Here is a 15128-nt window from a genome sequence, read left to right as displayed (position 1 = left end):
AGACGCACCCGGCGATCCGCCCCGCCCTCAGCCGCTCACCCGATGAGGGTGCGGTAGTCCTCCAGTATCCGCTCGAGGTCGGCCTCATCGGCGGAGATATCGCCCTCGCGCTGCATCCACTCGCCCATCTGCGAGGTGATGATGCCGTGCGCGAGCGAGGCCGCCATCGTCGCCTCGCGTACGGGCGAGCCGAGTTTCGAGTGCTCGGGGTGCGCGAGGAGCCAGGCCGTCGCCGTCCTCGTGATGTGGTGGGCCGATTCGAGCGTGGTGATGAGCGCCAGACGCCCGGCCTCCGGCTGCTCCGCGATGAGCCGGGCCCGCAGACGCGCTACTTCGGTGTTGACGTTGCTATGGCCGATGGCGGCGAAGATCAGCCGGAGGATGCCGAGCGTGAGGTTGTCGGGGCAGCTGTCGAGCACGAGGAAGGCCTCGTCGCCCTCGGGAATGGTAATCGCGCGACCGACGATGGCGTAGTCGCGGCCCGCGAAGTAGTTGAAGAAGGTGCTGCGGGAGATATCGGCCATCTCGCAGATCGTCTCGACGGTGACGTTCTCCACTCCGTGCTCGAGAGCCAGCTTCACCGCGGAGGTCTCGATGATGTTCTCGGTCATCCGGCGCTTGCGCGCCCGCAACCCCTCGCGCTTCGGGGCCTCGTTCTGCTCCACGTCCACCTCCGTCGTCGCTGACCGCCGGAGAGGGCTGCGTCGGGCATGAGGCCTCGTCGGCGGAAGCGCTCCCACGATACTCGCCGAGGCTGGGAACCGGCGGTCGGACACATCGAGAACAGGGTGAACCCGGGTGAAGGCGAGGGTGAAAATGCGGAGTTTCCTCCAGGGGGTATGTGTAACCTGTCAGAAATGCCGATCGGGTGCGCGGCAGGGGGATATACGGGGGAAGGCGAGAGCTATGAAATGGCTGTCCTCGTTGAAACGACGCCATAATCCGCATTCTCTCTACATCCTGCTCGCGGCTTTGATGCTGGGCCTCACGCTGCTGGTCGATGTGCTCTTCCACCGGGACATGATCAATCCCGCGCTCACGTGGTCTCTTCTGCTGTTCTGCGTGGCGGGCGGCGCGGTGGTCTTCGTGCTGGGTAAGCAGGTGCCGAGGTGGGTCGGCATCGTGAGCGTGGTGATCTTCATCGTGGCCCAGACCTTCTACCTCAGCCTCGCGAACGATCCGCAGTCGGTGATCTCCTCAGTGCAGCAGTTCCCGGTGGTCGCGTTCTACCTGGGGTGGTTCGTCCGCCCCCGCGTCGCGATTCCGCTGATCCTGACCTGCGTACTCGTCTTCGGCACGACGATGTCGATGAATCCGCTGCTGTCGCCGACGGGGCCGATCGGAACCCCCGTGGCGGTGCACGCCCTGCTCGCGATGCTCTTCTGCTTCAGCGCCGGAATGTACCTCTGGCGCCGGCAGGTCAGGGCGGCGACTATCGATCCCCTCACCGGCGTCTACTACCGTCACGCGCTCATGGAGCGGGTCGAGCAGCGGCTCCAGCGGCGCTCGACGCAGAGGGATCCGTTCTGCTTGGTGGCCATCGACTTCGACGACTTCAAGCAGCTCAACGATGTCCACGGGCACGCCGCGGGCGATGCCGCCCTGTTCGAGACAGCGGCGGCGTGGCGCGCCTCCGTCAGATCCTGGGACGTGATCGGCAGGATCGGCGGCGACGAGTTCGTGCTGCTGCTCCCGCACACGAGGGCGTGCGAGGCCGAGAGGATCGTCGACCGTCTGCGGGAGGGATCGCCGTATCCCTGGTCGGCCGGGATCGCGCAGTCGCGGACCGGCGATACTGCCGAGGCGATGCTCGCGCGGGCCGACCAGGACCTGTACGCGGAGAAGCAGCGGAAACCCGGACGGCGGGTGCGGAACAGTGGATAGCTCGCTGACCTCGATCATGGCGCGGGACATGGACCGGCTCGCCGCGCTCGTGCGACGCTTCGTGCGGTGGCAGACGCCGTTCTCCGTGGTGAGCGCCCTGGTGCCGTTGATGCTCGTGATCGTATTCGCGGTCGATCTGCTGATCGGCCATCCGGGCATACATCGGCGCGCCGTGACCCTGTGGTTGGCGCTGTACCTGGTCGCGACGCTGCTCCCGCTCGTGCTCGGGCGGCGATATCCGCTCTGGGCCGGCCTCCTGGTGGTCGCCGGGATGGAGGCCTGGTCCAGTTACTTCCTGGTCTTCTCGGATCACAGTCATGCGGAGATCAACGCCCTGTTGGAGCTTCCGCTGGTCGCGCTGTACGTCGCGTGGTTCTACCCGGCCGCCGTCGCGTGGGCCTTCATCGTGCTGAGCATGCTGCGCGTGTCGGTCACCCTGATCTGGCATCCCGAACTGGGGACCGGGATCGGGTCGCCGGTGATCATGATCGGTTACGCACTGATCATCATGCTGTTCTGCTTCGAGGGAGCGCGCGCGGTGCGGCGGCAGCTCACCGCGCAGGCCAACGTCGACGCCATGACGAGTGCGCTGAATCGGCGGGGCCTCGCGGAAGCGGGCCCGCGGGCGGTGCGGCTTGCTCGGAGGGCGGGGGAGCCGCTGTCGGTCGCTGTAGTCGATTTCGACGACTTCAAGAGAGTGAACGATCTGGGAGGCCACGCGGCGGGAGACGCCGCTCTGCGGGAGTCGGTGAGCGCGTGGTCCGCGATGCTCGGGATGCGAGGGTACCTCGGCAGGGGGCGTGGTTTTGTGGTGCGGCTCGGCGGAGACGAGTTCGCGCTCGTCGGGCGCCTCGGGGCCGGCGAACTCGGCTCCGAGCTGAATCGGCTGCACGACGAGTCTCCGTTCAACTGGTCCTGGGGCGTGGTCGCGGTGCAGCCGGGCGAGGGACTGAACGAGGCGATCGCGAATGCCGACGCCGAGCTGTATCGTGCCCGGAGGGCGCGGCGGGGCGACGGGTGATCCGGTATCCCTGATCCCGGATCCTGATCCTCCCCTCGCCGCGCATCGGTCTTGCCCGGGCTCTGCTCGCCCGGGCCCCGTTCGCCCGGACCCCGCTCGCCCGGGCCCCGCCCACTCGGCGGTGGTAGACTCTCGAACTGGTCGACTTATCTCGACATCGAGACATTTTTGCCTCGGGTAACCCGAAAATCCCAAGCAAAGGACAGTACGTGGATCTGTACGAGTACCAGGCACGAGATCTTTTCGAGCGATACGGAGTGCCGGTGCTTGCCGGCATCGTCGCGGACACCCCCGAGGAGGTGCGCGCGGCCGCCGAGAAACTGGGCGGCGTCGTCGTGGTGAAGGCTCAGGTCAAGACCGGCGGCCGCGGTAAGGCCGGCGGTGTGAAGGTCGCGAAGAACCCCGACGAGGCGTTCGAGGCGGCGCAGGCGATCCTGGGGCTCGACATCAAGGGCCATATCGTGAAGCGCGTGATGGTGGCGGCCGGGGCCGACATCAAGCAGGAGTTCTACTTCTCCGTGCTGCTCGATCGAGCCAACCGCTCGTACCTCTCGCTGTGCTCGGTCGAGGGCGGCATGGAGATCGAGGTGCTCGCCGTCGAGAAGCCCGAGGCTCTCGCCCGCATCGAGGTCGACCCGATCACCGGTATCGACGCGGCGAAGGCCGAGGAGATCGCGCGCGCCGCGAAGTTCCCCGAGGAGCTCGTCGGCAAGGTCGCGGCGGTGTTCGAGAAGCTGTACGAGGTGTACGTCGGCGAAGACGCCACGCTGGTCGAGGTCAATCCGCTGGTGCTCACCGGCGAGGGCGACATCATCGCGCTCGACGGTAAGGTGTCGCTCGATGCCAACGCCGACTTCCGCCACCCCGAGCACGAGGCGCTCGAGGACAAGTCGGCGGAGGATCCGCTGGAGGCGAAGGCCAAGGCTCAGGACCTCAACTACGTGAAGCTCGACGGCGAGGTCGGCGTGATCGGCAACGGTGCGGGGCTCGTGATGTCGACGCTCGACGTCGTGGCCTACGCCGGTGAGAACCACGGCGGTGTGAAGCCCGCGAACTTCCTCGACATCGGCGGCGGAGCCTCGGCCGAGGTCATGGCGGCCGGTCTCGACGTCATCCTCGGCGACCCCCAGGTGAAGTCGGTCTTCGTGAACGTGTTCGGCGGCATCACCGCTTGCGACGCCGTGGCGAACGGCATCGTCGGCGCTCTGAACAAGCTCGGCGATGCGGCGAACAAGCCGCTCGTGGTGCGCCTCGACGGCAACAATGTCGAGGAGGGCCGCGCGATCCTGAACGAGGCGAATCACCCGCTCGTCACCCAGGCCGCCACCATGGACGAGGGCGCCGACAAGGCCGCCGAACTGGCCAACGCCCGCTAACCGACGAAGACTCACCGAAAGAAGCAACAGAATGTCGATCTTCCTGAACAAGGATTCCAAGGTCATCGTCCAGGGCATCACCGGCGGCGAGGGCACCAAGCACACCGCGCGCATGCTCGCGGCGGGCACCAGCATCGTCGGCGGCGTGAACGCCCGCAAGGCCGGCACCACCGTGACCCACACCGATGCCTCCGGCACTCAGGTCGAGCTGCCCGTCTTCGCCTCGGTGGCCGAGGCGATGGAGCAGACCGGCGCTGACGTGTCGGTGGCGTTCGTGCCCCCGGCCTTCACCAAGGACGCCGCGATCGAGGCCATCGACGCCGGCATCGGCCTGCTCGTGATCATCACCGAGGGCGTGCCCGTGAAGGACTCGGCCGAGCTGTGGGCGCACGCGAAGGCGACCGGCGGCAAGACGCGGATCATCGGGCCGAACTGCCCGGGCATCATCACCCCGGACGAGGCCCTCGCCGGCATCACGCCGGCGACCATCACGGGCAAGGGGCCCATCGGTCTCGTCTCGAAGTCGGGCACCCTGACCTATCAGATGATGTACGAGCTGCGGGATCTCGGCTTCTCGACCGCCATCGGCATCGGCGGCGACCCCATCATCGGCACCACGCACATCGACGCCCTCGCCGCATTCGAGGCCGACCCCGAGACCAAGGCGATCGTGATGATCGGCGAGATCGGCGGCGACGCCGAGGAGCGCGCGGCCGAGTTCATCAAGGCGAACGTGACGAAGCCGGTCGTCGGCTACGTCGCGGGCTTCACCGCGCCCGAGGGGAAGACGATGGGGCACGCGGGAGCGATCGTGTCCGGTTCGGCCGGCACCGCGCAGGCGAAGAAGGAGGCCCTCGAGGCTGCCGGCGTGAAGGTGGGCAAGACCCCCACCGAGACCGCCGAGCTGCTGCGCGAGGTGTACTCGGCGCTGTAGGCGTTACTGCGCTCTGAGCAGGCGCCCTCCCCTCGGGTCATTGAGGGGAGGGCGCCCGTCTTTCCGGCGATTCGCACGAGACCGGCAGAAAACAGCCTCCAAGGCCCGCTCTGCTGCGAATCACCGGAATCATGACGGTTGAACCCGAGGCTTCTCGAAGAAGGTCGTCGGCGTGCCTCAGCTCCGTGTGCGATCGAAGCTCTCACGCAGGGCGGGTTCCAGATCGGGGTAGGCGAACTCGAACCCGGCCGCCTCGAGGCGTGCCGGCAGCACCCAACGGCTCTTGAGCACGAGCTCGGTCTCCGTGCGGATCCCGATCGCGCCGATCTCCAGCGCCCAGCGCGGTGTGGGCGGTCCGATCCGCACCCCCAGCACCCGACGCACCGCCGCCATGAACTCGCGGTTGTCCACGGGGTGCGGCGAGCTGACATTGAGCGGGCCCTCGAACTCGGGGCGCCGCTCCAGGAAGTCGAGCACGCGCGCCACATCCTCGATGTGCACCCAGCTGAACATCTGGCGCCCGCGACCCGTGCCGCGCGCGTGGGCCGTGCCCGCGGCCCGGCGCGCTCGACTGACCGGCCACCAGCCGTCGTACTGCGGGCCGCCGAGGCCCAGGCGAGCCAGCGCGCGCAGCGGACCCAACACGCCGCCGTGTCCGAGCACGATCGCGCTGCGCAGGGCCACCCGCCGTGTGCCGGGCAGGTCGTCGCGGAAGAGGGCGCGCTCCCACGTCTTCGCGACGTCGACGGAGAAGCCGGTGCCGATCTCGCCGTCATCCTCGGTCATGGGGCGATCCTCGGCGTGCCGGTAGATCGTCGCGGTCGCAGCATTGGCCCAGAGCGGCGGGGGCGTCTCCGCGACGGCGATGGCCCGTGACAGCTCGGCGGTGGTCGCGAGGCGGGAACGGAAGATCTCGGCTCGGTTCTCGGGCGTGTACCGGCAGTTCACGCTCTTCCCGGCGAGCCCCACCACGAGGGCGGCGCCGTCGACGGCCGAGGCGATCCCGCGATCGTCGCCCCAGCGCAGATCGGCCCCCGAGCGCCCGATCGTCACGACCTCGCGGCCGGCCTTGCGGTAGCGGTCGGCGAGATAGCGCCCCATGAAGCCGCCGGCGCCTCCGATGACGACGCGTCCGGGTTGCCGATCGGGAGCGGGCTCGGAGTCGGGGACGTGCGGGTGCGCGGTCATACGGCCAACCTATGCGAGGGAGCGCCAGTACCCGCTGATAGGCCGGCACGCCCCTGCACCCGGCGCTCACTACACTGGAGCCCATGAACCAACCCCAGGGCGCCCACCTCGTCGGCAGCATCAACTTCGACGATGCCGAGACCACGATGCGCACCGCGGCCGAGCACCTCGGCGCGCATCTCAAGCGCATTCCCGACGGCGAGGTGGGGGAGCGATTCCACTGGATCGCCTTCCAGCCCGACCGCCTGGGCCGCACTCCGGGTATCGAGCGCGTGGGCGATACTCCGATTCCGCTGCGCATGCTCGATATGCGGCCGGTTCGGATCGCCGAGGGCGTCTCGGCCGATGAGCTCGAACTCGCGCCCCTGGGGTACGCCGAGGCCGCGCTCGAATCCTGGGAGGTCTTCGCGCGCCTGAAGCGCGAGGGCGCGATCCCCGGACGCATCCGGTTCCAGGTGTCGCTGCCGACCCCGCTCGGAGTGGTGGGTAGTTTCGTCCGAGCGGAGGATCGCGCCGCGTTCGAACCGGTTTACGAGGCGGCGCTCGCCGCCGAGCTCGACCGCATCCTCGACGCCATCCCTCACGACGAACTCGCGATCCAGTGGGACGCGGCGCTCGAGTTCGCGATCCTCGAGGGCAGCAGCTACGCGGGCAACCGCTACGAGTGGTTCGACGATGTGTGGGCCGGCACGAGCGAGCGTCTGGCCCGCCAGATCGATCGGGTTCCCATCGAGGTCGAGGCGGGTGTGCACCTCTGCTACGGCGACGTCGCTGAGAAGCACTTCGTGGAGCCCGCAGACACGGCGAATCTCGTGCGCTTCGCGAACCTCGTGGTGGAGGCCGCCGCGCGACCGCTCACCTGGCTGCATCTGCCGGTGCCGATCGAGCGAGACGACGCCGAGTACTTCGCCGCGCTCGAGGGGCTGGCGATCCCGCAGCAGACCGAGCTCTACCTGGGGCTCGTGCACCGCGAGGACGGCGTCGAGGGTGCGTCGCGGCGCATCGCAGCCGCGCAGAAGCACGTCTCGCGTCCCTTCGGAGTCGCCACCGAGTGTGGGTTCGGGCGCGCGCCCGAGGGGACGACGGTACCGCTGTTCGAGACGCATCGGGCGGTCTCCGCGGCGCTGTAGGCGACGGGACGCGACTCCGGGTGATCCGGCTCAGCCGATGAACGGCAGATCGAGTCCGAGCTGAGTCGCACCTGCGCGGGCCAGCAGGAACCCGATGATCCCCAGGATCCACGCGGTGTTCTCGGCGCCCGTTCGCTGGAGCCAATCGGTGAGACGCTGCAGCGGCCGATCGACGGCCCGGGCCGCGACCACCCGGGCGGTGAGCAGCAGTAGGGCGGGCAGGATCATGACGAGGCAGTAGCCCGCGAGCATCGCGAAGCGGCTCGGCATGCCGAGCGGAGCATCCGCGATCAGGGTCATGCCGATGAGATAGGGGAGCATGCCGGCGATCTCGGCGAGTCCGGCGGCGAGGGCGACTCCCATGACCGCGGCGCGGCTGGTGCCGTCCGCGAGCAGGCGCTCGCGCCAGCGGAGGAGCCGGCCGCTTGCCTGGGCCGGTGCTCGCTTGGCCCCCGCCGCCCCTCCCGGTGACCGATGCTGCTGCGCACCCGCGTCGCTCTCGGGGTTCGCCCCGGTGCCGTCCGCCGCGACCGCGGCGGGTTCGACGGTGGCTCTGCGCTTTCGGGAATCCGAGATCCCCATCAGGATCCCCGCCGCGAGCAGGGCCAGCCCGGCGACGAAGAGCACCGTCTGCCCGAGCACCGAGTCCAGGAACTCGCGGCCGACATCGATCACGTTGACGAGGCCCAGGGTGAAGAGCACGCCGATCACGAGGTAGAAGAGCGTGATCGTGCCGAGGTACAGCAGGATCCTGGCCACCTTCGGTCTGCCGGGCGCGATGAGGAAGAACAGCGGGATGAGCAGCGTGCCGACGCTGAGACCGTCGAGCAGGGCGAGGATCGCGAGCGCGAGGGGGAGCGGGACATCGGTGAGGACGGGAAGCTGGGCGGAGACGAGCATGCTGCCACTTTCGCGTGCGCGCCCCGTGTGCCGCATCGGCGGAAAGCCCGAGTGCCCCTCCTACTTTGGTCGGAGAGGAATGTCGGTGGTGCCTGCTTGGATGGGAGCATGACCACCGACACCCTGGAGCCGCGCGGCGTGCTGCGCAGGATCGCCGCTCGCCCGGCGGCTCTCGCGGCGCTCTACCTGCTGCTCGCCGTCGTGCTCGCGGCGCTGGGCTGGTCGGGGCTGTGGAGCGTGTTCTCGTTGCTGCCGGATCGGGTCTCGCCGTGGTGGACGCTGGTGACAGCGTCGGCGGCCTGTTCGCTCCTGCCGCTGCGGCCCCGTGCTCCGGGCGCTGCGACCCTGGCCGCAGCGGTCGTCTTCGTCGCCGATCTGCTCACGGTCGGCGGCCTCGTCCCCCTGCTGGTGCTGCTCGATCTCTTCGACGCGCATATCGTACGACTCGGCCCCGAGCGACGCCGAAGACTCCTCGTCGTCCTGGTGCCGAGTACGCTGGCGCCGCTCGTCGTGGCCTTCGCGCTCTCGGGCGAGCTGCGCGATGCGGTGATGGTCGGCATCCAGTTCGGCGCCCTCGTGGGGATGGCCTACTGGTACGCGAACTTCAAGGCGCAGTCGCGCGAGATGGTCGAGTTGTACCGGCAGCGCGCCGAGGACGCGGCCCGGCTGGCGGAGCTCGACCGGGCGTCCGCGGTGAGGAGCGAGCGAGAACGCATGGCGAGAGAGCTGCACGACGTCGTGGCGGGCCACGTGTCCGCCGTCGCGATCCGCAGCGAGGCGGCGCTCGGCCTTCCCTCGGAGACGGGCGATGCGGAGGCCGCGCGCGGTGCGCTGCGAGCGGTGCGCGACGCGAGCCTCGAAGCGCACGGCGCTCTCCGGTCGATGATCCGGGTGCTGCGTACGGGGGAGCAGGATCTCGCTCCGCCGGGGCGGGCGGATCTCGCCGACCTCGTCGAGGCCGCCAACGGTGCGGGAGTCACGGCGACGCTCAGCGATGAGTCCGTGGCCGAGCTGCCGGCGCCGGTCGACCAGGCGATCGGCAGCATCGTGCGGGAGGGGCTCGCGAACTGCGTGCGGCACGCCGCGGGGGCGGAGGTCGAGGTGCGAGTGACCGTGGCACTCGATGAGGCGCGGGTCGACGTGGTGTCCCGCGGCGGCGCCGCGCTCGCGCGGCCATCGCTCGAGGGCAGCGGGATGGGGATCGCGCTGCTGCGAGAACGGGTGCTCGCACTCGAGGGCGAGCTCTCCGCCGGCCGCGAGGGCGAGGGCGTGTGGGCGGTGCGGGCGCGTCTGCCGGTGCCGGTTCGGCCGAGCGAGAGGATCCTGCATGAACGGAACTGACGGTGGCGCGCCGAGGGTGGTGCTCGCCGACGACCACGGCATGATCCGCGAGGGGCTGCGCATGATCCTCGAGTCCCACGGTATCTGCGTCGTGGGCGAGGCCGGCGACGGTGCGGCCGCGATCCGCAACGCTGCTGCGCTGCGCCCCGACGTCGTGCTCATGGATCTGCGCATGCCCGGTGTCGACGGCGTCACTGCCACGCAGCGGATCGTGGCCGAGGGCAGCTCCGAGGTGCTGGTGCTCACGAGTTTCGACGAGGATGAGCTGGTGTTCGACGCGATCCGGGCCGGCGCGGCGGGGTTCCTCTTGAAGACCACCGAGGCGGCGCCCCTCGTGGAGGCCGTGCGGCGAGTGGCCGAGGGAGAGGGCGTGCTCGACCCCCGGGTCACTCGGCGAGCGCTCGCGGCGCTCGCCGAGGCCCCTGCGTCGCCGGAGCCGACGCCCCTGCCGGGCCTCGACCAGCTCACGGCGCGCGAGCGCGAGGTGCTCGCCGCGATGCGCGCCGGCCGGTCGAACGCGAGGATCGCGGTGCAGCTCGGGATCTCGGTGCCGACCGTGAAGACGCACGTGTCGAGCATCCTCGTGAAACTCGGAGCCGAGAGCCGGGCGCACGCGGCGGCGCTCGCCCGCGACGCCCCGCTCGCCCGCGACGCCCCGCTCGACCCGCGCTGAGCCCGCGAGCGGCGGGGCCGGCATCGCGGCCCGCGGATGGGGCGACCGTGACCCGGCGTCGCCCGCACCTCCGGGATCCGGCGTTCCGCGCCTGCCGTAGAATGGTGGGGTTGCGCGGGCAGAGCCGCGCGCTCTCGCCGATCCCGGAGCTCGGCGATCCGCCGAACCGACCTGCCCTCCCGCACCGACCGGCCGCCAGGCCCGCCCCGAAAGGACCCCCGTGACCCGCCGATTCCTCCGTTCGCTCTCCGTCACCGCCGCAGCGACCGCGGCCCTCGCCCTCGGCCTCACCGGCTGCGCCGGAGGCGCGGGCGCCGACTCGGGAGAGAAGGGCGCGGCAGCCTCAGGTGAGACGATCCGCATGGGCACGCAGCCCTGGCTCGGCTACGGGCAGTGGTACGTGGCCGAGGATCAGGGCTTCTTCGCGGATCGCGGCGTCGAGGTCGAGCTGTCGAGCTTCAACGCCGACGCCGATGTGAACGCGGCGCTCGCCGCCGGCCGCTTGGACATGGCGAACGTGGGTGCGCAGGCCGCGCTGCAGTTCATCGAGCAGGGCGTCGACGTGTCGATCGTGCTCATGCTCGACTCGGCCACCGAGGCCGACGCGATCATCGCGGGTGACGGGGTGTCGAGCGTCGAGGATCTCGCGGGTAAGAAGGTCGGCTTCGAGCGCGGAGCGACGAGCGAGATCCTGCTCGCCGAGGCCCTCGAAGAGGCCGGCATGGGCTTCGACGACATCGAGACGGTCGAGCTCTCGGCCGACAAGGTGACACCCACCCTCGTCTCGGGCAGCATCGACGCGGGCGTCACCTACGAGCCCTACATCAGCGAGGCGCTCGGTTCTGGCAAGGGCATCGACACCGTGGCCACGGCGGGCGAGTACCCCGGCCTCATCACCGACGTGCTCGTGGTTCGCGACGAGGTGCTCGAGCAGCGACCCGACGAGGTCACCGAGGTGCTCGCCGCCTGGGACGATGCGGTCGCCTACTACGACGCGAACACCGACGAGGCCCGCGAGATCATCGCGACGGGCGTCGGCACGGACGCCTCCGAGCTCGAGACCGCCTTCGACGGCGTGCACTTCTACTCCCTCGCAGAGAACCGCGAGCTGCTGAGCGGAGAGTACCTCGAGGAGACGCTGCCCGCGCTCATCGAGGTGGCGAAGCGCATCGGCCTCGTCTCGGGCGACGTCGACGCCGCCAGCGCGATCCGCACCGGCTTCCTCGGGGAGCCCGTCGACTGAGCATGGCACCCTCACCCAGCAGCGCCCCTCGCCGGCGCAGGCGTGCCCGCATCGCCTCACCCCTGGGCCGCTCGGCCTACCTCGCGACGGCGGTGATGACGTTCGTAGTGCTCATCGCGGTGTGGACGGCGGTGAGCGCGAGCGGGCTCGTCGATCCCATGTTCCTCCCGGGGCCGGGCGCGGTGTTCGGCGCGCTCGGCGCCCAGGCGGCGAACGGCGAACTGTGGAGCGACATCGGGGTGAGCTCGTTGCGCATCGTCGTCGGCTTCGTGATCGCCACCGTCATGGCGGTGCCGATCGGCACCCTCATGGGGGTGAATGCCCGGATCGAGGCCGCGCTCGAACCGCTCATGGACTTCATCCGGTACATGCCGGTCGTGGCATTCGTGCCGCTCACCATCGTGTGGGCCGGCATCGAGGAGAACCAGAAGTTCCTAATCATCTGGATGGGCACCTTCTTCCAGCAGGTGCTGATGGTCGCCGACGCGGTGCGCCGCACACCCCGCAACCTCGTCAGCCTGGGCGAGACGCTGGGCCTCAGCTGGATCCAGCTGCTCACCCGGATCGTGGTGCCGTCGGCCATGCCGCGCATCTGGGACGCGCTGCGGATCACCCTCGGCTGGGCGTGGACCTGGCTCGTGGTGGCCGAGCTCGTGGCGGCCTCGAGCGGCATGGGCTTCAGGATCACGGTGGCGCAGCGCTTCTTCCAGACGGATCTCATCATCGGTTACGTCTTCGTGCTGGGGCTGCTGGGCCTCGTGCTCGATCAGGTGATGCGAGCCGCCGGGCGTCGGATGTTCGCGTACCAGGAGGGACGCTCATGAGCGGGCAGGATCGGACGAGGGCTCCCAAGCTGCGCATCGGCGGCCTGGTGAAGCGCTTCGGCGCGGGCGGAAGCGCCGTGACCGCTCTCGAGGGCGTGGATCTCGAGGTCGCCGAGAACGAGTTCGTCTCGATAGTTGGGGCTTCGGGGTGCGGTAAATCGACGCTGCTCTCCCTGGTCGCGGGTCTCGAGGAGCCGACGGAGGGCACGATCGAGGTGGGCGGGCGCGAGGTCGTCGGGCCGGGGCGGGATCGCGGGGTCGTGTTCCAGCAGGCGACCCTGATGCCGTGGCTCACCGTGCAGCAGAACGTGGAGTTCGCGCTGCGGGGGGAGCCCGGGCTGACGCGCTCGGAGCGTGCGGATCGCGCCCGCGAGTTTCTGCGGCTGGTGGGGCTCGAGGGCTTCGAGCGCTCCTATCCGGCGCAGCTCTCGGGCGGGATGCAGCAGCGGGTCGCCCTGGCGCGCTCGCTGAGCTACGGCCCGGACATGCTGCTCATGGACGAGCCCTTCGGCGCACTCGACGCGCTCACCCGGCGCACCATGCAGGAACTGCTGCTCGAGGTGTGGGAGCAGCACCGGCTCACGGTGCTGCTCGTGACGCACGACATCGACGAGGCGGTGGTGACGAGCGATCGGGTGGTCGTGATGAGCCCGCGGCCCGGTCGCGTGCAGCGAATCGTCGACGTGCCGATCCCGCGCCCGCGCACGTTGGCCTCGGAGCGCACCCCCGAGTTCCAGGGGCTGAGCGACGAGATCCTCGCGCTCATCCGCGTGCACCCCGCTGCCGAGTGAGCGGCGTCCGCGAGCGGTTCGAGCACCGAGCAAAGCATCGAGTGAGCAGAGTAAGCTGCTGGCGATGAGAGCCATAGTCACAGCGGTGGTTGCCGCGATCGAGGCGGCTGCCGTCGCCGTCGCGGGTCTCGCGGCGGTCACCGTGCCCGCGCTGCTGCTGTGGACGGTGGTGTTCGGTCTCGCGGCCGAACCGAACGCGGTCGTCGCGGCGGTCGCGGGCGCATGGCTGCTCGCGCACCGGGTGCCGATGCGGCTGGAAGTCGATGCGCAGACCGCGCTGAGCCTCGGTCTCGCTCCCGAGCAGCTCGAGTTCGTGCTCTCCCTCGCGCCCCTCGGCATCACGCTCATCACCGTGCTGCTCGCGGCGAGGGCCGGGTGGCGGTTCGGCGCGCGCGGCGGGATCGGAGCGGCGGGAGCGCTGGGCGGGATGCTCGGCTTCGGCGCGGTGGCCTTCGGAACGGCCACGCTGGCGGCGCCGCTCCAGGTGTGGCCGCTGTGGCTGGCTGCTCTGGTGCCCGCGGTCGGGTACGGCGCGGTCTCGACCGCTGCGTTCTGCGTGCGCGCGATGCGCGATGAGCACGACTGGTGGCGGGCCTGCGTGCGTGCGGTTCAGCGGGGCGTCGAGCGTGCCGGCGCCTCGGCGTGGGCCGCGGTGCTGCCTGCGCGGGCGGGGGAGACCGGGCGTCTCGCGGTCGCGATGCTGGTGGCCCTGCTGGGGCTCGCGGGCCTCGCCTTCGCCGTCGCGATCGTCGTGGGATATCCGCACGTGATCGCGCTGACGCAGGGCCTGCACCTCGATCCGCTGGGCTCCGTGCTCGTGTTCATCGTGCAGGTCGCGCTGCTGCCCGTCGCGGTGATCTGGGGCGTCGCCTGGCTGACCGGAGCCGGCTTCTCCGTCGGGGCGGGGAGTTCGGCGACACCGTTCGAGGCGCTGCTCGGGCCGCTGCCCGCGCTCCCGCTCTTCGGCGCGATCCCGCAGGGCTGGGGGGCTCTCGGGGCGCTGGTCCCGGCTCTGCTGGTGCTGACCGGGGTCGCGATCGGCGTGCTGTTCGCCCGCCGACCGCAGCAGCGACGGGTCGGCTGGATCGCGGCCCTCGTCACCCCCGTGGTGGCGGCACTGCTGGTCGGACTCGCGGTGGCCGCGCTGTGCGCGCTCGCGAGCGGATCGATCGGCCCGGGGCGGCTCGAGACCGCAGGGGCCGAGCCGTGGATCGCCGGCGGTCTCGCCGCTGCCGAGCTCGGCGCGGGCGCACTCCTCGGAATCGCGGCGGCTCGCATCGACCTGGGGCGGATCCGCGAGGCGCTCCCGGAGACAGCCCGTGCGATGAGCGAGCGCGTGCGCACCGTGCGGGTGCCGGGCCGGCGCCGTCGGAAGAACGCCGAGGCCCTGCCCGCGCTGAGCGGGCTCGGCGGCGATGCCGGGCGCTCCGAGGGAACCATCGATGTCGGCGTCGATGCCGATGAAACCGTCGACCTCACCGCTGATGCCGATGCCGCCGACGCCCTCGATGCCCTCGATGCTTCCGCGGGTGAGGAAGCTGCAGGGGCCGGCCGCGAGCGCGAGGCTCCCGGCCTCGACGGCTCCGAAGCATCAGGATCCGCGGCTGACGGTCCCGCGGCTGACGACCCCGACAGCGATGACTCCGACCTCGGCGAGACCGCGGATCTCGCGGGAGCCGTCGACGATCTGGACGAGCAGGACTCGGAAGCCCTGCTGCGCGCCTACGCGTGGGACGGGCGGCCGCTGGACGACGGCGATCCCGAACCCCCGCACCGCTCCCGGTGGCGTCGGGGCCGCGAGGAGCGGTGACCGCAACCTGTTA

14 protein-coding genes are annotated in these 15128 nt (G+C 70.4%); 11 read left to right on the top strand and 3 right to left on the bottom strand.

All coding sequences use genetic code 11. From position 1 onward, the window contains the following. Window positions 1–35: 35 nt before the first annotated feature. Window positions 36–665, bottom strand: a complete 630-nt coding sequence (locus KVY00_RS04640; protein ID WP_223044556.1) for a TetR/AcrR family transcriptional regulator — start codon at window positions 663–665, stop codon at window positions 36–38. Window positions 666–906: 241 nt separating this feature from the next. Between KVY00_RS04640 and KVY00_RS04635 the strand changes: the two genes are divergently transcribed. From KVY00_RS04635 to sucD, 4 genes are all read left to right on the top strand, one after another. Then, window positions 907–1884: a GGDEF domain-containing protein gene (locus tag KVY00_RS04635; protein ID WP_255572763.1), complete on the top strand. Its 978-nt coding sequence runs from the start codon at window positions 907–909 to the stop codon at window positions 1882–1884. Continuing rightward, window positions 1877–2905 (top strand): GGDEF domain-containing protein, encoded by a 1029-nt coding sequence (locus KVY00_RS04630; protein WP_223044555.1) that lies wholly within the window; start codon window positions 1877–1879, stop codon window positions 2903–2905. Before KVY00_RS04635 ends, KVY00_RS04630 begins: the two co-directional genes overlap by 8 nt. Window positions 2906–3114: 209 nt before the next feature. Further along, window positions 3115–4281, top strand: coding sequence for an ADP-forming succinate--CoA ligase subunit beta (sucC, locus tag KVY00_RS04625; protein WP_223044554.1), 1167 nt, complete (start codon window positions 3115–3117; stop codon window positions 4279–4281). Between the two features lie 31 nt (window positions 4282–4312). Then, the gene (sucD, locus tag KVY00_RS04620; protein WP_223044553.1) at window positions 4313–5215 is read left to right on the top strand and encodes a succinate--CoA ligase subunit alpha; all 903 of its coding nucleotides are present in this window, start codon (window positions 4313–4315) and stop codon (window positions 5213–5215) included. A 177-nt stretch (window positions 5216–5392) separates the two neighbouring features. On the opposite strand, the gene KVY00_RS04615 is transcribed toward sucD, so the two are convergent. Further along, entirely contained in the window at window positions 5393–6403 is a 1011-nt protein-coding gene (locus KVY00_RS04615) for an epimerase (RefSeq protein ID WP_223044552.1), read from the bottom strand. A gap of 83 nt (window positions 6404–6486) precedes the next feature. Here KVY00_RS04615 and KVY00_RS04610 point away from each other — a divergent pair, with 83 nt between their 5' ends. Continuing rightward, complete coding sequence (locus KVY00_RS04610) at window positions 6487–7533, top strand: hypothetical protein (RefSeq protein ID WP_223044551.1); 1047 nt, start codon at window positions 6487–6489, stop codon at window positions 7531–7533. Window positions 7534–7563: 30 nt separating this feature from the next. Here KVY00_RS04610 and KVY00_RS04605 read toward each other — a convergent pair whose 3' ends face one another. Beyond that, the gene (locus KVY00_RS04605; protein ID WP_223044550.1) at window positions 7564–8433 is read right to left on the bottom strand and encodes a GAP family protein; all 870 of its coding nucleotides are present in this window, start codon (window positions 8431–8433) and stop codon (window positions 7564–7566) included. A 108-nt stretch (window positions 8434–8541) separates the two neighbouring features. Here KVY00_RS04605 and KVY00_RS04600 point away from each other — a divergent pair, with 108 nt between their 5' ends. The 6 genes from KVY00_RS04600 (at window position 8542) to KVY00_RS04575 (ending at window position 15115) form a co-directional block, all read left to right on the top strand. Next, window positions 8542–9774, top strand: coding sequence for a sensor histidine kinase (locus tag KVY00_RS04600; RefSeq protein ID WP_223044549.1), 1233 nt, complete (start codon window positions 8542–8544; stop codon window positions 9772–9774). Beyond that, entirely contained in the window at window positions 9761–10447 is a 687-nt protein-coding gene (locus tag KVY00_RS04595) for a response regulator (RefSeq protein ID WP_223044548.1), read from the top strand. Before KVY00_RS04600 ends, KVY00_RS04595 begins: the two co-directional genes overlap by 14 nt. Before the next feature lie 220 nt (window positions 10448–10667). Continuing rightward, the gene (locus KVY00_RS04590) at window positions 10668–11690 is read left to right on the top strand and encodes an aliphatic sulfonate ABC transporter substrate-binding protein (protein ID WP_223044547.1); all 1023 of its coding nucleotides are present in this window, start codon (window positions 10668–10670) and stop codon (window positions 11688–11690) included. A gap of 2 nt (window positions 11691–11692) precedes the next feature. Beyond that, complete coding sequence (locus KVY00_RS04585; protein ID WP_255572762.1) at window positions 11693–12514, top strand: ABC transporter permease; 822 nt, start codon at window positions 11693–11695, stop codon at window positions 12512–12514. Beyond that, window positions 12511–13305 carry an ABC transporter ATP-binding protein gene (locus KVY00_RS04580; protein WP_223044546.1) on the top strand — a complete coding sequence of 265 codons (795 nt, stop codon included), beginning with the start codon at window positions 12511–12513 and terminating at the stop codon, window positions 13303–13305. Before KVY00_RS04585 ends, KVY00_RS04580 begins: the two co-directional genes overlap by 4 nt. 64 nt (window positions 13306–13369) lie before the next feature. Beyond that, entirely contained in the window at window positions 13370–15115 is a 1746-nt protein-coding gene (locus KVY00_RS04575) for a cell division protein PerM (protein ID WP_223044545.1), read from the top strand. Window positions 15116–15128 lie beyond the last annotated feature (13 nt).

It is taken from the genome of Leucobacter tenebrionis (assembly GCF_019884725.1).
GTDB classification, from domain to species: Bacteria; Actinomycetota; Actinomycetes; order Actinomycetales; family Microbacteriaceae; genus Leucobacter; species Leucobacter tenebrionis.
This window is presented reverse-complemented; position numbering and strand designations above follow the sequence as displayed.